This is a genomic window from Vibrio sp. SALL6, from assembly GCF_002002385.1.
Taxonomy (GTDB): domain Bacteria; phylum Pseudomonadota; class Gammaproteobacteria; order Enterobacterales; family Vibrionaceae; genus Vibrio; species Vibrio parahaemolyticus.
Window position 1 is genome coordinate 16,623 of record NZ_MQVK01000026.1, and the last position, 18,062, is coordinate 34,684.

The 18,062-nt window shown below is 47.6% G+C and carries 16 protein-coding genes; 9 read left to right on the plus strand and 7 right to left on the minus strand.

The genetic code is table 11. The annotated features are described in order from the left end of the window. Complete coding sequence (locus BIW15_RS17340) at positions 1-1,377, plus strand: efflux transporter outer membrane subunit (protein WP_179115298.1); 1,377 nt, start codon at positions 1-3, stop codon at positions 1,375-1,377. 126 nt (positions 1,378-1,503) lie between these two features. Here the strand turns inward: BIW15_RS17340 and BIW15_RS17345 are convergent, their stop codons facing one another. Continuing rightward, the gene (locus tag BIW15_RS17345) at positions 1,504-2,760 is read right to left on the minus strand and encodes a type 2 secretion system lipase (protein ID WP_017448010.1); all 1,257 of its coding nucleotides are present in this window, start codon (positions 2,758-2,760) and stop codon (positions 1,504-1,506) included. A gap of 469 nt (positions 2,761-3,229) precedes the next feature. Between BIW15_RS17345 and BIW15_RS17350 the strand changes: the two genes are divergently transcribed. Both BIW15_RS17350 and BIW15_RS17355 read left to right on the plus strand, forming a co-directional pair. Next, complete coding sequence (locus BIW15_RS17350; RefSeq protein WP_023624811.1) at positions 3,230-5,263, plus strand: S8 family serine peptidase; 2,034 nt, start codon at positions 3,230-3,232, stop codon at positions 5,261-5,263. A gap of 9 nt (positions 5,264-5,272) precedes the next feature. Beyond that, positions 5,273-5,620: a hypothetical protein gene (locus BIW15_RS17355; protein WP_005464009.1), complete on the plus strand. Its 348-nt coding sequence runs from the start codon at positions 5,273-5,275 to the stop codon at positions 5,618-5,620. 123 nt (positions 5,621-5,743) lie between these two features. Here the strand turns inward: BIW15_RS17355 and BIW15_RS17360 are convergent, their stop codons facing one another. From BIW15_RS17360 to BIW15_RS17370, 3 genes are all read right to left on the minus strand, one after another. After that, positions 5,744-7,000: a PTS ascorbate transporter subunit IIC gene (locus tag BIW15_RS17360; protein WP_005463995.1), complete on the minus strand. Its 1,257-nt coding sequence runs from the start codon at positions 6,998-7,000 to the stop codon at positions 5,744-5,746. Between the two features lie 9 nt (positions 7,001-7,009). Further along, entirely contained in the window at positions 7,010-7,297 is a 288-nt protein-coding gene (locus tag BIW15_RS17365; protein WP_020834885.1) for a PTS sugar transporter subunit IIB, read from the minus strand. A 67-nt stretch (positions 7,298-7,364) separates the two neighbouring features. Beyond that, the gene (locus BIW15_RS17370; protein ID WP_077281343.1) at positions 7,365-7,808 is read right to left on the minus strand and encodes a PTS sugar transporter subunit IIA; all 444 of its coding nucleotides are present in this window, start codon (positions 7,806-7,808) and stop codon (positions 7,365-7,367) included. A 249-nt stretch (positions 7,809-8,057) separates the two neighbouring features. Between BIW15_RS17370 and BIW15_RS17375 the strand changes: the two genes are divergently transcribed. Further along, positions 8,058-9,086 carry a LacI family DNA-binding transcriptional regulator gene (locus tag BIW15_RS17375; RefSeq protein WP_029852258.1) on the plus strand — a complete coding sequence of 343 codons (1,029 nt, stop codon included), beginning with the start codon at positions 8,058-8,060 and terminating at the stop codon, positions 9,084-9,086. A 76-nt stretch (positions 9,087-9,162) separates the two neighbouring features. Here the strand turns inward: BIW15_RS17375 and phnX are convergent, their stop codons facing one another. From phnX to phnW, 3 genes are all read right to left on the minus strand, one after another. After that, complete coding sequence (gene phnX, locus BIW15_RS17380; protein ID WP_077281344.1) at positions 9,163-9,978, minus strand: phosphonoacetaldehyde hydrolase; 816 nt, start codon at positions 9,976-9,978, stop codon at positions 9,163-9,165. An 89-nt stretch (positions 9,979-10,067) separates the two neighbouring features. Then, positions 10,068-11,447: an aspartate aminotransferase family protein gene (locus BIW15_RS17385; RefSeq protein WP_077281345.1), complete on the minus strand. Its 1,380-nt coding sequence runs from the start codon at positions 11,445-11,447 to the stop codon at positions 10,068-10,070. Between the two features lie 26 nt (positions 11,448-11,473). Beyond that, a complete protein-coding gene (phnW, locus tag BIW15_RS17390) occupies positions 11,474-12,577 on the minus strand; it encodes a 2-aminoethylphosphonate--pyruvate transaminase (protein ID WP_039545427.1) in 1,104 nt (367 codons plus the stop codon). 267 nt (positions 12,578-12,844) lie between these two features. On the opposite strand from phnW, the gene BIW15_RS17395 reads away from it, so the two are divergent. The 5 genes from BIW15_RS17395 (at position 12,845) to phnR (ending at position 18,047) form a co-directional block, all read left to right on the plus strand. Beyond that, positions 12,845-13,855: a putative 2-aminoethylphosphonate ABC transporter substrate-binding protein gene (locus tag BIW15_RS17395; RefSeq protein ID WP_005384363.1), complete on the plus strand. Its 1,011-nt coding sequence runs from the start codon at positions 12,845-12,847 to the stop codon at positions 13,853-13,855. Between the two features lie 112 nt (positions 13,856-13,967). Further along, positions 13,968-14,378 (plus strand): GNAT family N-acetyltransferase, encoded by a 411-nt coding sequence (locus BIW15_RS17400; protein WP_025499398.1) that lies wholly within the window; start codon positions 13,968-13,970, stop codon positions 14,376-14,378. Between the two features lie 103 nt (positions 14,379-14,481). Next, on the plus strand, positions 14,482-15,600 hold the full coding sequence (locus BIW15_RS17405) for a putative 2-aminoethylphosphonate ABC transporter ATP-binding protein (RefSeq protein WP_025536258.1): 1,119 nt from the start codon (positions 14,482-14,484) through the stop codon (positions 15,598-15,600). Between the two features lie 8 nt (positions 15,601-15,608). After that, entirely contained in the window at positions 15,609-17,333 is a 1,725-nt protein-coding gene (locus tag BIW15_RS17410; protein WP_077281346.1) for a putative 2-aminoethylphosphonate ABC transporter permease subunit, read from the plus strand. Between the two features lie 9 nt (positions 17,334-17,342). Further along, on the plus strand, positions 17,343-18,047 hold the full coding sequence (phnR, locus tag BIW15_RS17415) for a phosphonate utilization transcriptional regulator PhnR (RefSeq protein ID WP_077281347.1): 705 nt from the start codon (positions 17,343-17,345) through the stop codon (positions 18,045-18,047). The last annotated feature ends 15 nt before the right edge of the window (positions 18,048-18,062 follow it).

An 18,062-nucleotide genomic window follows, 5' to 3' on the forward strand; every position in this document is an offset into this window, starting at 1 on the left:
ATGAAATTCAAAACTCGATTGGTCGCGGCTGCCTTAATTGCAGTGTGGTTGTCAGGTTGTGGTTCGCTTATGCGTAGCGACTATCAAGCTCCTGAGGTGCAAGTGCCTGCAAATTGGCAACAGATGCATGTTGCGGGTGATGTCAGTATGGATCCTTGGTGGTTGGCGTTTAACGACCCAACGCTTAATCAATACATTACTCAGGTGTTGGCTCAAAACAACGATTTGACGCTGGCAACGCTAACGCTAAAGAAAGCGCGTTTACAGCTGGGTTTAGCGCAAGATGACCTTTTCCCTACGTTGAGTTCTTCCACATCAGGACAAGTTCAAAAACCTCTTGATAGCGGGGAATCGGCAGATAGCTACAGCACTAACTTGTCCGTCAATTACGAGTTGGATTTGTGGGGAAAAATCTCGGCAGACGTTGACCAAGCCAAGTGGACGGCGATGGCAAGTCAACAAGATCGCGAGGCGACCGCACAAAGTTTGGTGGCAACGACTGCATCGTTATATTGGCAAATCGGCTATCTAAAACAGCGCTTAAACCTCAGTCAGCGTAATGTGGAAGACGCAGCTCAAACGCTACAATTGATTGAAAAACGGTACCAACTTGGCGCTGTGGATCAGTTAGATGTGCTTGAAGCCAAACGTACGTTGGCAAGCTTACAAGCGCAGCAAAGTGAGTTTGAACAGAGTTTACTTGAGGCAAACAACGCCTTTGCGATTTTGTTCAATCAACCGCCGAAGAGTATCAGTGCAAACATCCAAATGCTGCCTGAAGGCGATATGCCATCGTTGAGTGTTGGTGCTCCGTCTGATTTATTGATCCGCAGACCCGACATTAAAGCAGCGATTTATGAAGTCAAAGCCGCGCTAGCAAATAAAGACGCAGCAGATTTGGACTACTTGCCCAAGCTGACGCTCACTGGGGCTTTGGGTGGATCGTCACAAGCGCTCAAAGACCTGCTTTCCAACCCGATCGGCAGTTTAGGTGCAGATATGACGTTGCCGTTTTTGCAGTGGAATGAGATGAAAAATAGCCAAGCCATTGCCGATTTAGACTATCAATCGGCTATTGTGAGTTATCGCCAAGTGTTGTACGCCGCATTCCAAGATGTCGAAAATGCCTTGTCAGCACGCGAGAAATTGAAGTATCAGGCGGCGCGTTTACAAGAGCAATATGATGCCGCAAGTGCCGCTGAGTCCATTTATGCTGCGCGGTATCAGTATGGCTCGACGTCGATCATGGACTATTTGAATGCACAAGAAGAGACCAGAAACGCGCAAGCTTCTTTGTTGGAAAACCGCTACAACCAGTTTCTTACTCAGGTTACGCTTTACCAGTCTTTAGGGGGAACCGACGTCGCGCCACTGTAACTGTTCAGCGTTGTGACTGCTGTGATCACAAAGTTCCTTCGATAAAAATGGCCACGATGTGTCGTGGCCATTTTGCTTATCAACGTGTGTACGAAGATAAGGTTTCAACTCAGAAGCCGTGTCTGGTTAGAAACGGTACTCGGCTAAGTTGTTGCTACTTTCTAGCATTTTCTCTGCAACATAGCGGTGAGTTGCTGTTGTTGGATGCGTGACATCCCAGAACACAAACTTCTCAGCACCAGACGCTGCACACTCAGAGCGCAATGCGTGGGTGTACATGTAATCGACAGACGATGAGCGGTTGATGTCCAAACAAGGATCGCTCGCGTTCACGAAACCGTGCTCTTCTGGCGCAGAAGTTAGCGTCTCGAACAAGGCGTGAGTATCAAACAACGTGATGTTGTAACCTTGCGCTTTGTAGTACATCGCTTGTGCCTTGATGAACTCGTTCATCTCAAGCACTTTCGCACGAATTTTGTCGATCTCTTCTTGTGTTGAGTACTTAAACTGAGGCGCTTTCGTCGCGTCTGGCAGTGTCATCAACATGAAGTTCTTCGCACCTGCGTCCGTCAAACGAATCAGGGCTTCTGCATAATCCGCTTTCACTTCTGGAACGCCACGGTTGTAGTTCATGAAGTCATTCAAACCAAACTCAAGCGTAAACAAGGTGTTTGCTGGTTTGTAGTTCTTCGCCAGTTTTGCGTAGGTTAAGTACGAAGAAACTTGATCACCAACCCCTGTTAGCGCGATGTATTGGTTCTCACCAGCCGCGCCGCCAACTGCCCAGTTGTAGAGCGGAAGGTTCTTCGCTTTGGCAATGTATTCTGTCCACACAAAACCGTTGGAGAAGTGACCTAAGAACCAGCTGTTCGGGTTAGGGAAGCGCCATTGTGATGCGTTAAAGATGTTGCCTGTATCAGACAAGCTGTCACCGAGTGCAACCACTTTGTTGATTTGATCTGGCTGCATTGCTGCGTCGTTGCTCCAGATCGTGTGGTTGTATGAGAAGCGATTGTCAGCGGCGAAGAACGTAATGTCTGCGTTCTCGTTCGCCAAATCTAATGTTGCTTCACAACGCTGACGGATAACGTTTTGCGACGTGTTGGTGTAGAACATGTTTTTAAATGAAACGGAGCTCCACCAGTAGCCGTCAATGGTGAAGTAGCTACCATCTTCGTTTTTTGCCCATTCCCAATCGGTCGCCGGATCATCTTTCGAGTAGCTGGTGCGATACCAACAGCGAACATAGGTATAGGTTTGGTTTTCTTGCGTGCTGATCACTTCAGACGCTGAAACCATTTCTGGTGATAAGGTTGGCTCTTCGGCAACTGCAGAAGCAAGCGGGAGTAATGCAGTTAATAGTGTGATTGTTTTTTTCATCATTCACTCTTCTTGTAATGGTTATTGACCCAAGCACATTGAAAAAATACTTGGCTATAACATTGTTTAGATGAGAATTTTTCTCACTAAACCCTCTAATTCTGAGTAAATACTCCAGACAGTCAACAACTAAATATTCATTATTTTGATTTTGGCATCACGGTCAAAAAAATCATTCAGCATAGCAATCGATTAAATGGCTCATATTTAGAATAATTACTCACTAACATTAATTTAACATGCACTTTTTGTTAAATAAGTGATTGCTTTATAAGGTTTTGTTGATGCTTTTTGATGTTAACTAAAAATGTTGATTGAATGATATTTTGTACAAATTTGTATATTCATGAAACAAATTGTTTGGCATTTTTGGACGATGAACTATAGCTGAGTGACTCATGTATACATCGCAATGATGATTTTTCATGAGGATATAGTGAATAAAAATTAGCTCAACTAAGGAATAGGGCAAATGCACTACACAACAAGTAAAAAACAAGGCTTATTTACATTGTCTGCTGTCGCCGTCGCGCTGACTGCTTCCATGTCAGCATTCGCGGCTCCACCGATGGGATTCGACGAATCCAAGTTGCCGACGAAATACATCGTCAAATTCAAAGAAGATCCGGTAAGCCGATCTTCGATGGGTGGCAACTCGTTTTGGGGACCACGTATCGCGCAAGAATCTGTTTTGCAACAGGTGAAAGCACGTAAAGTGGAAAAACTAGGTAACCGTGCCATTTACAGCGTTGAGCTGGATGGGGATGATCTTGAACCACTGCGTAACCGTGGTGATGTGGAATACGTGGAAGTCGATCCACCGCGTTACCTGCTAAGTGAAACGGTACCTTGGGGTTACAACGCAGTGAATGCTCAACAGTTGGATGACTTCAATGCAGGTAACCGCACGGTTTGTATCATCGACTCTGGCTACGATCTGTCGCACAACGATCTGAGCGGTAACCGTGTTGCTGGTACCAATGACAGCGGCACAGGATCATGGAGTGATCCTGGCAACAACAACGCGCATGGTACTCACGTAGCGGGCACTATCGCTGCGATCGCGAATACTGAAGGCGTGAAGGGCGTGATGCCAAACCAAAACGTGAACCTTCACATCGTGAAAGTGTTTAACGAAGCGGGCTGGGGTTACTCTTCTGGTCTTGTGAAAGCGATACAAACGTGTGCTGATAATGGCGCAAACGTGGTGAACATGAGCCTCGGTGGTAGCCAATCGAGCCGCACGGAGCAAAATGCGCTGAAAGCGATCTACGATCAAGGCGTACTGTTAATCGCTGCGGCGGGTAACGACGGCAATACTGCGCACAGCTACCCAGCGTCTTACGATTCTGTCATGTCAGTTGCAGCGGTCGATAATCAAAATGATCACGCGGCGTTCTCGCAAGCGACGGATCAAGTTGAAATCGCGGCGCCGGGTGTGGCGATCCTGTCCACCGTAACAGTAGGCGAAGGTAAGTTATCTGACATTACGCTAAACGGTGTTAGCCAGTTTGACCGTGGCATCGTGCCTCATAACCGTTTGGTCCACAACGGCACTGAGTTTGTACCAGCACCAGTTGCAGGTTCAGTCACCGCGACATTGGCAAGCTGTGATGTGTCTGGTGGCAACTTCAACTGTGGCGACATGTCAGGCAAAATCTGTCTTACTGAGCGTATTGGCAATCAATCTTCAGGTACGTACCCAGAGGTGGATGCAGTTCGAGCATGTTACAACGCGGGCGCAAGCGCGGCGATTGTATACAGCAACGCGGCATTAGCTGGGTTACAAAACCCATTCTTAGTTGACCAAAACAACGCTTATCGCATGGTGTCGGTGACAGTTGATCGTGCATTTGGTCAAGAGCTATTGGGTTACGTAGGCCAAGAGATCACGGTTGCAACTACATCAGGTGAAGACTACGAGTACTACAACGGCACTTCGATGGCAACTCCGCACGTAACGGGCGTAGCTGGCTTGGTGTGGAGTTACCACCCAACGTGTACCGCAGCGCAAGTACGTAACGCGTTGATCAAAACCGCGACAGACATTGATGTTGCAGGTCGAGATAACCGCACAGGTCACGGCCTAGTGAATGCGGAAGCGGCGAAGCTGTTCTTGGATGCGGGCTGTAATGGTCCTGACGGCGGCGGTAGCTCTTCAGATTCTAGCTACTCAAACACTAACTCTGTTGCGATTCCTGACAACAAAACCTCTGGTGCCATCAGCGCACTGAATGTCGATCGCACTGGCGACTCAGGTACTGTAAGCATTGACGTAGATATTAGCCATACTTACATCGGTGACCTACGAGTGACTCTGACTTCACCGACAGGTGGACAAGTCGTGCTTCACGACAATACTGGCGGCAGCGCTAACGATATCAAAACCACTTTCCAAGTTGATTTCTCTGGTTTTGAATCACAAGGTTCTTGGGAACTTAAAGCCGTCGACAGTGCCAGAAGAGACACAGGTACAATCAACAGTTGGTCTCTGACATTTCAATAAGGAGTGACTATGAAGAAGCTGACCTTACTTTCCGTAACGGCGGGGAGTTTGACCGCGCTATTGGCGATTGGCATGAGCGCCACCAGCCTTGCCAACAACCAAGGCTTTCCTCTTGTGGATGAGCGTCCAACAAGTGCAGAGCAACAACCGGCTCGCTATTTTGTGAAATATCACAAAGGGAAAGAAAGCGAAGTGAGAGCGCTTCTTCGTCACAACAACCTTGAAGTGGTCGATGCTTTGGTGAAACAGCAAGTGTTGGTGGTGACCGGCTCTCAAGAAGATGTCGACAAGCTTTCCACCAGCGATGCGGTTGAGTACACCGAGCAAGAACCAACGAGAAAGTTGCTGTCCCAATAAGATAGCCTCAATAAGAAAAACGCCCCTCACGTGAGGGGCGTTTTTTTTGAGTGTTTTCTACGGCTAAAGCCTCTCAGAGATGAATGCCGACGAGCCTAATTCCGCATTCATCAGAGAGAAAACTTAGCGAACAATCAAACCAAGTAGGATACCTACCGCGCCGAAGTCAGCATCACTGAATGTTGTGTTTGCAAAGCCAAGATCACCCAGTACTGGCATTAGGAATACAGGTAGGAAAGTAATCAGTAGACCTTGTGCAAACGCGCCTAGAATTGCGCCGCGACGACCACCTGTCGCGTTACCAAATACACCTGCCGCAGCACCCACAAAGAAGTGTGGAACGACACCTGGGATAATCACAGTAAGACCCATCACGTACAGCAGGAACATGCCCACTAGACCGGCTGCAAAGCTCGATAGGAAGCCCACCAATACCGCGTTTGGCGCGTATGGGAACACAACCGGACAATCCAGTGCAGGTTTTGCGTTTGGAACCAGTTTGTCTGAGATGCCTTTAAATGCAGGAACGATTTCTGCGATAACCATACGTACACCTTGCAGGATGACGTACACACCACCGGCGAAAGTGATGGATTGCATTAGCGCAAACATAGACCAATGTTTACCACCACTGACTTCACGGACAAAATCACCGCCAGCGAACAAACACGTCACCATAAAGATGATGCCCATTGTGAACGAGATAGCCACTGGCGTATCGCGTAAGAACAACAAGCTCTTAGGGACATTCATCTCTTCTGTTGAGTGCTCTTTGTTACCAAACTTGCTGCCAATGAAACCAGCTAGGACGTAAGAAAGCGTTGAGAAGTGACCAATCGCAACGTCGTCTGAGCCTGTTACTTGCTTCATGTATTTGTGCGCAATTGCAGGGAAGAACACCATTACAGAACCCACAACCACAGAGCCAAGAGCGATCAGTGGAACACCTTTCATGCCGCTAGATGCCAGAATCGCCGCCACCATCATAGACATAAATAGTGTGTGGTGACCTGTTAGGAAGATGAATTTCCACGGCGTGAAACGAGCGATCAGAATGTTCACCAACATGCCGAAGAACATGATCATCGCCATCTCTTTACCAAACGCTTCTTGCGCGATAGAGACGATAGCTTCGTTGTTTGGAACCACGCCTGTAATGCCAAATGCGTGTTGGAAAATTGTCGCAAAGTCGCCTAGCGAGCTCACAACTAAGCCTGCACCTGCGCCAAGCACGATGAAACCAAGAATGGTTTTTACCGTGCCTTTAATGCACTCGGTGACTGGTTTTTTCTGGGCAATTAAGCCGATTAGAGCGATGAGACCGACCAGAACCGCTGGCTCTGATAGGACATCGTTCATTAAGAAACTGAAGAATTCCATAACGCCACCTTATAGAGCACCAAGCTCTTGAAGTGCCAAAGATAAACGCTCTTTCATTGCGACTTTGTCGACCATGTTATCAAGCGCTACGATACGTTGTTCAACGCCAAGTGCTTCCAACTGTTCTGCAATGTCTTTTGTGCCGATGAAAATGTCGCAACTTGTGCCTTTTGCTGAGCCAAGATCGATGTGATCCACAGCGGCATCGACGTTCAATTCTTTTACGATGCTTTTGATGCTCATTTCCATCATTAGGCTAGTACCAAGACCGTGACCGCAAACAACCATAATTTTCATAATTCAGACCTTTTCTTTTTTATAGGGGGTATACCCATTTGTGAATGGGGTATGTCAGGAGTAAAACTCAGTATTTATCGATGATCGCAAGAACATCTTCTTTGCTTTGAGCGTTGCAGATGGCCTCTACATGCTCTTCATTCATAAACAATTCCGCCAGTTTCGAAATCGCATCAACGTGGCTATTACTGTCCGTTGCCGCTAGCGTGACCAGCATTTTTACTGGGTCATTTTCTTCAGAGTTGAAGTTGACGCCGTTTTGGATCACCGTGATCGCCAGTGACAAGCGGTTAACGCCATCTTCAGGGCGAGCGTGTGGCACCGCCATACCAGGACCTACCACGTAGTAAGGGCCAAGCTCTTCGTGCGAGCGGTAAATTGCCTCAACGTAACTTGGTTCTATCGCGCCATTTTCAATCAAAGCTTCACAAGATTTGCTGATCGCATCTTTCCAGTCGGTTGCGTCAGAATGGATGCGAATGACATCAGAGGTAATCAGTTCACGTAGCATTGGAATGTTTCCGATTTGTTGTTTTGTTGCTGCGTACTTTATCGATCAATTTGCCAGAAAAACCTGAGAGTGATCACAAATGGTAGCGCTATCTGATAGCGCTACCATTAATTGTGATAGCGCTATCATTTTTATCAGGCATCGAAGTTTCATGTGCTGGTGTTCGAGTTCTAATGCGCTAATATCAAAACCATTAAAGCGCTGTGATAAGATGTCGCAGCTGAAATTAGAGAACATTAAATAAAAACAATGAGCGAACCTCGCAAACGAAGAAGTACCGGCAATGTCACTTTGGCTGATGTCGCCAAACAAGCAGGCGTAGGCACGATGACGGTGTCGCGAGCATTACGAACGCCAGAGCTGGTATCCGATAAGCTGAGAGAAAAAATTCAACAAGTGGTTGATGAGCTCGGCTATATCCCGAACAAAGCCGCAGGGGCACTCGCATCTGCAGAAAGTTATTCCATCGCTCTTATCATTCCGTCACTGTTTGAAAAAGCATGCGCGCATTTCTTACCAAGCTTCCAACAGGCGTTAAACAAAGCGGGTTATCAACTATTGCTGGGTTACAGCGACTACTCGATTGAGCAAGAAGAAAAGTTGCTTTCGACCTTTTTAGAGAGCCGTCCTGCGGGCGTTGTACTGTTTGGAAGTGAGCATAGTCAGCGAACGCATCAACTGTTAGATGCATCAAATACGCCAGTGTTAGAGATTGCCGAACTGAGCTCAAAGGCCAGTTATCTCAACATTGGCGTGGATCACTTCGAAGTGGGTAAGGCCTGTACCAGACACCTGATTGAACAAGGTTTTAAGAACGTTGGTTTTATTGGGGCGCGCGGGAATCACTCGACGTTGCAACGCCAGTTACACGGTTGGCAAAGTGCGATGATTGAAAACTATCTCACCCCAGATCATTTTCTGACGACTCATGAAGCGCCATCTTCACAATTGGGTGCGGAAGGATTGGCGAAGTTATTGCTGCGCGATTCAAGCTTGAATGCTTTGGTGTGTAGCCATGAGGAGATAGCAATTGGTGCGCTCTTTGAGTGCCATCGCCGTGTTCTCAAAGTCCCGACCGACATTGCCATTATTTGCCTTGAAGGTTCTTCTATGGGGGAGCACGCTTACCCAAGTTTGACATCGGCAGAATTTGATTACGAGCGCATGGGCACCAAGGCGGCAGAAAAACTGTTGCATGCCATCAAAGGTGAGCCAGAAGAAAGGCCAACCAGTATGGGCTTTAAGCTAAAGCGTCGAGCAAGTACCGCGATTAATTGACCCCTCCGCTTTCCATAAATACAAAAAGCCTCTCAATATGGAGAGGCTTTTTACATTCTGAATTCACGAGCGAAAACTACGGACGTTCGCCCGCGGCTAGGCGTTGTTCGATATCTACGATCACCTCTGGCAGATCGGAGATGGTGTCGATTAAGTAGTGAGGTGCACTCTTGATAAACTTCGCGCGTGCTTTTTCACGAGCTTTCTCTAAGGTTGCTTCGTCTGCGGCTTGGTATTCTTCAAATGTCAGACCCGCTTCGTTACCAGAAAGCAGCAGACCCACCGTCCACATGCCCGCATTGTGACCTTCAAAGATGCCTGGTGCTGAATCGTCCACTTTGACGCATGCTTTAACGTCGCTTACACCAAGCTCAATCACGTTTTTCAGTGCCATAAACGGCGCAGGGCGACCGCCTTGTGGCAGATCGTCTGTCGCGACAACATAATCTGGTTGGTAGCCGTAGTCCGCTGCAACTGGAATCAATACGTCCATTACTTCGCGAGGGTAACCAGAACAAGAACCGATCTTGATGCCTTTGTCTTTCAGACCGTTTACCACTTCAACTGCGTTGAGGATTGGTTCTGCGTGGTCAGCCACTTTTGCTTTTTGCAGAGGCATAAATGCCGCGTAAATTGCGTCGATGTCTTCGTTGGTCATTGAGCGCCCAAACTTCTCATTCCAACGTTTATCAACTGCAGGAATGCGACCCACAGCTTGGATGTGGTCCCACTTACCAAGCCCCATCGGCTCACGCGCTTCTTCAAGGTTGATGTCAAAATCAAAGCCTTGTTTAAACGCTTCCACAAAGATGCTGGTTGGCGCAAAAGAGCCGAAATCGACGATAGTGCCAGCCCAGTCAAAGATCACTGCTTGAATTGGTGAGTTGCTCATGTTCAATCCTTTTTCTTGCTAGCCAGGGCGCTTGCCTACACGTTGAACCGCGCTCTGGGTAAATTGGTTTTTGTTGAGGTCTATTGACCCTAAAAGTAATTAAAGTCTTTACACACTTTGGCGATCGCTTCTTCGAAGATCGCCAACGCTTCTGTCAGTTGCTCGCGAGTGATGATCAGCGGTGGGCTGAGTTGAATCACATTGCCTTGCGATACCTTGAAGCTCACGCCATTGTTGAGGCATTGGTACAACACAGCTTCCGCTTCGTCATACGCGCGTGCTTTGCTTTCGTGGTCGGTGACCAGTTCAATGCCCCACAACATGCCGATGCCACGAACATCACCAATCACAGGGTACTTGGCTTTCATCTCTAGCAACTTTTCACGCATAAACTGGCTGTCGGCTTTGGCTTTATCTAACAAGCCGTCTTGCTCAATAGCTTCCATGGTTGCCAGTGCCGCAGCACAACCGATAGGGCTTTTCTCATGAGTGTAATGACCCATGGAGATTTGCTCAGCAGTGTTGTATTTGTCTTTGGTTACCATGGCTGCGATAGGCACTAAGCCTCCGCCCAAGCCTTTACCGATGCAGAGCATATCTGGCTCGATGTCGTAGGCTTGGTAGGTAAACCATTCTCCGCTGCGACCCATGCCATTCGGGATGTCGTCGATGATCAACATGACATTGTGTTTGTCACAGATTTCACGGATGCGTTTCCAGTAGGCTTTGCTCGGCACTTGTACGTCGGTATTACGAACCGCTTCTGCGATAAATGCGCCCACGCCGCCTTCTTTCTCAATCACGTATTCAAGGTAGTCGGCGTAATGCACATCGCTACCGTCGGCAACTGGGAAAGCGCCACGGTAAGACACCGCTGGTGGAATGCGCTCAATACCTGCCATTAATGGTCCCATGCCTTGACGGAAACACGCTTCACCACCCACTGAGATGGCATCCAGCGATGCGCCGTGGAAGGAGTCCCACAGCGACACCACCTTGTAGTTGCCCGTGATATGGCGTGCTAGTTTAAGTGCCATGCCTACCGCTGATGTGCCGCCCGGAGCAAACAGCACGCGATTCAATTCGCCGCCACAGATTTGCGTGAGTTTTTCGGCGCATTCAATCGCGGTCTCGTTGGTAAAACGACGTGGTGAAAACGGCAGTTTGGCAATTTGCTCTTGCACTCGTTTAATCACATGCGGATGACCGTAGCCCAACTGATGGACGTTATTGCCATGGAAGTCCATGTACTTTTTGCCCGTGGCATCTTGGATGTAGATGCCTTCTGCTGCTTCCAAGGTATCTAAGCAAGGCGTCGACATGGCTTGATGAAGAAAGACCTCGGAATCGCGCTTCAATAATGCTTGCGTGCGTTCGTCGTCCATCGACGTATTCCAAGCTTGGCGCGTTGGCGTCGTGTTGACATCGCCTTCGCTACGGAAATGAGTCGGTTTGATATTCTGAGTCATAACGCTCTCTCAACCAGAAGGCTGCTTTACGCAACTTGCCAGTACATTGCTTTTTCAATCGCACCGATTAAGCGCTCGATATCTGCTGGGTAAACTTCACCAATGTTGCCGATACGGAAGCAATCTGCGTTCGATACCTTACCCGGATAAATCACAAAACCTTGCTCTTTCAAACGCGTGTAGAACGCTTTGAACTGGTAATCACTGTGAGTCGGAGAGTAGAAAGAAGTGATGATTGGCGAGTGAAGGTCATCACTCAGTAGCGGTTCGAAACCAAGAGAGCGCATTCCTGCAACCAGTGTTTTCTGGTTAGTTTGGTAACGGTTATGACGCGCTTCAATGCCGCCTTCTTGTTCGAGTTCTAACAATGCTTGGTAGAAAGCGCGAACCGTGTGCGTAGGAGACGTGAAACGCCATTTGCCGTGGTTCACTTCCATGCAGTGCCATTGGTCGTAAAGATCAAGGCTCAAAGAACGTGCCTGACCTTGGCACTTTTCGAGTTCCGTTTGTTTCGCAATCACAAAGCCAAAGCCCGGCACGCCTTGGATACATTTGTTTGCAGAGCTGATCATAAAATCGATACCAAGATCGGCGATGTCCATTGGAATCCCGCCGAAGCTCGACATGGCATCGAGAATCACCACTTTGCCGTGTGCTTTTGCCGCAGAAGCAAATGCCTCAATTGGGTTAAGCATGCCAGTGGTTGTCTCACAGTGAACAATTGCCACGTGTGTGATAGCAGGATCCGATGCCAATGCAGTTTCCACCTCGTTCAAGTGTGGCTGTGATGTTTCGCCTGGGGAAACTACATGGCATGGAATATTTAAGTAATCAGCGATCTGGGCGATACGCGCACCGTAAGCACCGTTGTCGACAACCAACAACTTTCCATCTTTGCCAATGGCGCTGCCAATTGTCGCTTCCACTGATGCGGTGCCGCTACCTTGCATTAGTACGCTGGTGTAGCCGCTATGCTTTGTCGCCAGTTTTACAAGCTTAGTGCGGATCACTTCGACAATGTCTTTGTTGTATTCATCATCCCAAGTACACCAGTCTTTCAGCATGGCTTCGCGTACCGTTTCAGAAGTAGATAGAGGACCTGGAGTCAGTAGTAGGTATTCGTTTTTCATCTCGATTTCCATCAGAATAATTTAATTGGTCTACACCAAAAGTTGAGTTCACTCTAGCAAGGATGAAAAAGGGTCGTAAATAGCCATTTAGTGAATTTCATAAAACTTTCATATCCAAAATTTCACTGATCAGTTGGTCGCCTATTTATCGATAATTTTCTCAAAACTGCCATTTTATGGTCATGATTTCGTCACAAAGGCTCAGTAGGGTGTATATCGTCAACTGGTACAGACCAAATGAAAACTTAGCCAAATTAACTGGAGAAAATGATGAAAAACCGTTTGATGAAAGGATCGCTGGCTGCACTTGTCTCTCTGCTAGCTACGAATGCAATGGCAGCACAGGAAGTCACGGTTTACACCGCTTTCGAAACTGACATTCTTGCTAAATACAAGTCTGCGTTTGAGAAAGACAACCCAGATATCAAGATTAAGTGGGTTCGTGATTCAACAGGTATCATGACGGCGAAATTGCTGGCAGAAAAGAACAACCCTCAAGCGGAAGTGGTTTGGGGGCTTGCTGGCTCGTCAATGGCACTGCTTAAAGATGAAGGTCTTCTTAAGCCTTACACACCAAAAGGTTTGGAAGAGCTGCACGCGAACCTAAACGACCCTCAATCAAACCAAGCTTGGTTCGGGAATGATGCGTTCTTTAACGCAGTTTGTTTCAACGAAGCGGTAGCGAAACAACTTAACCTACCGAAACCAACGTCTTGGGAAGACCTAACGAAGCCGGTTTACAAAGGTCACATTGCAATGCCTAACCCAGCTTCTTCAGGTACTGGTTACATGCAGGTGTCTGCTTGGTTACAAAACATGGGTGAAGATCAGGCATGGAACTACATGCGTGACCTAGACAAGAATATTGCACACTACACGCACTCTGGCTCAAAGCCATGCGTTCAAGCAGGCATGGGCGAAGTGGCGATCGGTATTTCGATGGCAAGTCGCGGCGCGAAGCTGAAAACACAAGGTGCACCACTAGCGGTTATCACACCAAAAGGTATCGGCTGGGAATCAGAAGCCGTTGGTCTAGTAAAAGAATCGGATGCAGCGAAACGCGTTGTGGATTGGTCAATCTCTAAAGCAGCAAATGAGCTCTACGTAGAAATGTACCCAGTGGTTGCACATAAAGAAGTGAAAGCGACCGTATCTAACTTCCCGAACGTTCAAGAGAACATGGCGAAGATGGACTTCGCGCAAATGGGTAGCAAACGTGCAGAAATCTTAGCGGCATGGTCTGAGAAATTTGACGCGAAATCAGAGCCAAAATCATAAGGGTTACGACAAATCCGATTGTCAAAGGAGAGCGGTTGCTCTCCTTTTTTGCATCTTGCGAAAAGTAGAGGCACATTAGTGGCCGGATACTCAGGTAGAAAAGAGGAAGTGCATGGAAATCCAACGTATTAATGCGGAGCAGACACTGCCGCTTCGACAGCAGGTTTTATGGCCAAGCAAAAGCATTGAGTTTTGCAAGGTTGATGAAGATGAAACTGGCTATCATTACGGGAGTTATGTGAACGGAGAGCTGGTGGGTGTGGCGTCAGTCTTCTTCAACAATGGCGCAGCAAGACTAAGGAAGTTTGCGGTATCTTCAAGTCAACAAGGGAAAGGGATCGGCTCTCGAATGTTGGAGACGATGATTGATGATGCTAAGGCGTTTAACGCAGAGGTATTCTGGTGCGATGCGCGTGAGTCGGCATTGAAAATTTATCAGAAGTTTGGATTACAAAAGGAGGGCGAGCGCTTTTATAAATCAGACATTCCGTATTTCAAGATGAGTTTAGATTTAAGCGTTTAATGTCGAGGGCGTTCATCTATTTGTCATCTTCTGGCTATAAATTTGTCATTGGAACGTAATACTCCAAAACTAAAGTTGGTATATACCATTTGGAGCGTGTGTTATGTCAACTAACCAACATTACCTAAATATCGAAAATGTAGTGAAGCAATTCGGACAGTTCACGGCATTAAAGAAAATCTCGCTAGCGATTGAAAAGGGCGAGTTCGTTTGTTTTTTAGGCCCTTCTGGCTGCGGTAAAACTACGTTGTTACGTGCAATTGCAGGTTTAGATCTACCTACTTCTGGCGCGATTTTTCAAAACGGTCAAGAGACCACATTTCTACCACCAGAAAAGCGTGATTTCGGAATTGTGTTTCAGTCTTACGCGTTGTTTCCAAACCTCACCGTGCAAGAGAACATTGCGGTGGGTTTGAAAAACCAAGGTATGTCAACCAAAGAGGCGCTGGAGAAAGTAGAGCAGTGGCTCGAAACGATAGGCTTACCAACCTCAGGGCAGAAGTTTCCTAACCAGTTGTCGGGCGGTCAGCAACAACGTGTGGCGTTAGCGCGAGCGCTTGCTTTATCTCCGGGACTGCTTCTTCTTGATGAACCTTTATCTGCGTTGGACGCGAAAGTACGTGTTCACTTACGTGATGAAATTTGTAAGCTGCAACGCAAGCTGGGCATCACTACCATTATGGTTACGCACGATCAGGATGAGGCGCTTTCGATGGCAGATCGAATTGTGGTGATGAACCATGGCGTAATTGAGCAAGTCGGCACGCCTCAAGAAATCTACCAACAACCGGCAACGCGCTTTGTGGCCGAGTTTGTAGGCAGCATGAATTTTATCGAGACATCTGTCGTGACCGAATCTCAGGTGCGTATTGCTGAGACTCTACTGCCAGCACCAAGTTTAACCAATCGTAAGATTCAACGTGGTGATCGCTTTGATTTGGCGGTGCGTCCCGAGAACATCAAGTTTGTCGAAAACTACCGCAACTCTCTGCCTGTACGCATTACCGCTACCGAGTTTTTGGGGGCATTTTTCCGCGTGGATTGTGAGCTACAAAACGACAGCCAAGCGAAACCAATCGTTGTTGATGTGCCAGTCGAGACGGTGCAAAACTTCAATATTCGCATTGGTGATGTGCGTTACATCCAGTTCTTGGAAAGTGGCTTGCACGGCTATGTAATCCCTTCTCAGGGGAATGCGTTTACAAAAGCGTTGGCGGCATAGGTGCAAACATGGATGCGAAGACAATGACGATGAATAGCCTGACGACTCAAGACAAAGCGAAATCAATGATGGGACGCATTAGCCGCGACAATATCGTGCTGTTTGGCTTGTTGGCGGGTCTTTCCACGATGATGATCTTGTTCATCTTGATGCCATTGTGGGCGATGCTGGCCAAAAGCGTACAAAACAGCGATGGAGAGTTTGTTGGGTTAGCCAACTTTGCGACTTATTTTTCTTCTTCAAGCTTGTGGGTTTCCGTTGGTAATACGTTTAGTTTGGGACTCGTTGTAACGACGGTGGTCGGTATTCTGGCCTTTGGTTACGCTTACGCACTCACGCGTTCACGCATGCCATTTAAAGGTCTATTTCACATCTTAGGTACCGCGCCAATCCTTGCTCCCTCACTTTTGCCTGCGATCAGCTTGATCTTCCTCTTTGGCAATCAAGGGGTTGCGAAAGAGCTACTTGGTGGTCACTCAGTGTATGGTGTGATTGGTATTTCAATGGGTTTGATCTTTTGGACCTTTCCTCATGCTCTGATGATTTTGACCACTTCGCTGCGTACTTCCGATGCCCGTTTGTATGAGGCCGCTCGTGCTCTAAAAACCTCACCGATGAAGACTTTTTTTATGGTGACGTTACCTGCGGCGAAATACGGTTTGATCAGCACTCTAATTGTCGTATTCACGTTGGTGATCACCGATTTTGGTGTGCCGAAAGTCATTGGCGGAAGCTACAACGTTCTGGCGACCGACATCTTCAAACAAGTGGTGGGCCAGCAAAACTTTGCCATGGGTGCAGTAACCAGCATCATGCTGTTATTTCCTGCGGTAATGGCGTTTGGTGCAGATCGTTGGGTGCAGAAAAAACAAAAGAGCTTGTTTGATACTCGCTCTGTACCTTATCAACCAGAACCCAACAAAACGCGTGATGGCCTTTGCTTTGTATACTGTTCACTGATTTCTGTCGCAGTACTGGCAGTGTTAGGCATGGCGGTGTACGGCTCTCTAGTGACATTTTGGCCGTGGAATAAAGCGCTGACGCTGAACAATTACAACTTCGCAGAGATGAGTACCTATGGCTGGAGCCCGTTCTTTAATTCTCTCACTTTAGCTGGTTGGACTGCGCTGATTGGTACCGCTGTGATTTTTGTCGGTGCCTACTGTATTGAAAAAGGTCGTGCGTTTGGGCCAGTTCGTCAGGCGATGCAAATGCTGAGCGTGGTGCCAATGGCGGTGCCGGGCATGGTTTTGGGTTTGGGATACATCTTTTACTTCAATGATGTGAACAACCCATTGAATGTGCTTTACGGTACGATGGCGTTTCTGGTGATTAACACCGTAGTGCACTATTACACAGTCGGCCACATGACAGCGTTAACCGCTCTCAAGCAACTGCCTTCAGAGATAGAAGCGACGGCAGCATCGGTCAAGCTGCCTCAGTATAAGTTGTTCTTCAAAGTGACCTTACCGGTTTGTATGCCTGCTGTTTTGGACATCGCAACCTACTTGTTTGTTAATGCATTGACCACCACTTCTGCGGTAGTATTCCTGTACTCAACCGATACGATTCCTGCTTCGGTATCGATTCTAAACATGGACGATGCAGGCCAAACGGGCGCAGCTGCCGCGATGGCCGTGATGATCATGACTGCAGCCGCGATTGCGAAGATCGTGCAGATGACGTTGGGGAAGTGGTTAGAAAGTCGCACTCAGGCTTGGCGTAAAAGATAAGGACACCTCGTGCAGTACGTAAAAATTAAAGATTCGATTGTTGAACAGATTGAAGCGGGCATGCTATCACCGCGTCAGAAATTGCCTGCGGAGCGCAAGTTGGCGGAGTCGTTCGACACAACCCGAGTTACGTTGCGCGAAGCGTTGTCGTTATTGGAAGCCGAAGGACGAATTTATCGTGAAGATCGCAGAGGCTGGTTTATTTCACCTGAGCCACTACGTTACGATCCTACTCAAACACTTAATTTTCCGAACATGGCGAAAGCGCAAAATCGCGTGCCAAAAACGGAGCTGATTGCGGCAAAGGGAACTTTAGCTAATAAGCAATCTGCGCGCTTGTTACAACTGCAACCGTTCTCTGATGTTTTTCGTGTTGACCGCGTTCGATATTTGGAAGACAGACCTGTTGTGTATGTGACTAACTATATTCGTCCAGAGATCTTCCCCAATTTATTGAGCTTTGATTTGACCAACTCGCTGACCGATATTTATCGCGAGCACTTTGGTGTGGTGTATCAGAAGACGCGTTACCGTATTTCTACCAGTACCTTGCTTGGTGAAGTCGCGCAAGCGTTGCGAGCAACATCGGGCACTCCGGCAATGGTTGTTGAACGTACTAACTATAACCAACATGGCGAGTTGATTGACTGCGATATTGAACACTGGCGTCACGATGCCATCAGTATTGAGTCGGTGGCAGAGCTCAATCACTAACGTTCGCATTTTCAT

What these genes read in the sequence shown, in the direction of transcription:
- BIW15_RS17340 (WP_179115298.1), top strand. Translation starts at nt 1, where the DNA reads ATGAAATTCAAAACTCGATTGGTCGCGGCTGCCTTAATTGCAGTGTGG.
- BIW15_RS17345 (WP_017448010.1), bottom strand. Translation starts at nt 2,760, where the DNA reads ATGATGAAAAAAACAATCACACTATTAACTGCATTACTCCCGCTTGCT.
- BIW15_RS17350 (WP_023624811.1), top strand. Translation starts at nt 3,230, where the DNA reads ATGCACTACACAACAAGTAAAAAACAAGGCTTATTTACATTGTCTGCT.
- BIW15_RS17355 (WP_005464009.1), top strand. Translation starts at nt 5,273, where the DNA reads ATGAAGAAGCTGACCTTACTTTCCGTAACGGCGGGGAGTTTGACCGCG.
- BIW15_RS17360 (WP_005463995.1), bottom strand. Translation starts at nt 7,000, where the DNA reads ATGGAATTCTTCAGTTTCTTAATGAACGATGTCCTATCAGAGCCAGCG.
- BIW15_RS17365 (WP_020834885.1), bottom strand. Translation starts at nt 7,297, where the DNA reads ATGAAAATTATGGTTGTTTGCGGTCACGGTCTTGGTACTAGCCTAATG.
- BIW15_RS17370 (WP_077281343.1), bottom strand. Translation starts at nt 7,808, where the DNA reads ATGCTACGTGAACTGATTACCTCTGATGTCATTCGCATCCATTCTGAC.
- BIW15_RS17375 (WP_029852258.1), top strand. Translation starts at nt 8,058, where the DNA reads ATGAGCGAACCTCGCAAACGAAGAAGTACCGGCAATGTCACTTTGGCT.
- phnX (WP_077281344.1), bottom strand. Translation starts at nt 9,978, where the DNA reads ATGAGCAACTCACCAATTCAAGCAGTGATCTTTGACTGGGCTGGCACT.
- BIW15_RS17385 (WP_077281345.1), bottom strand. Translation starts at nt 11,447, where the DNA reads ATGACTCAGAATATCAAACCGACTCATTTCCGTAGCGAAGGCGATGTC.
- phnW (WP_039545427.1), bottom strand. Translation starts at nt 12,577, where the DNA reads ATGAAAAACGAATACCTACTACTGACTCCAGGTCCTCTATCTACTTCT.
- BIW15_RS17395 (WP_005384363.1), top strand. Translation starts at nt 12,845, where the DNA reads ATGATGAAAAACCGTTTGATGAAAGGATCGCTGGCTGCACTTGTCTCT.
- BIW15_RS17400 (WP_025499398.1), top strand. Translation starts at nt 13,968, where the DNA reads ATGGAAATCCAACGTATTAATGCGGAGCAGACACTGCCGCTTCGACAG.
- BIW15_RS17405 (WP_025536258.1), top strand. Translation starts at nt 14,482, where the DNA reads ATGTCAACTAACCAACATTACCTAAATATCGAAAATGTAGTGAAGCAA.
- BIW15_RS17410 (WP_077281346.1), top strand. Translation starts at nt 15,609, where the DNA reads ATGGATGCGAAGACAATGACGATGAATAGCCTGACGACTCAAGACAAA.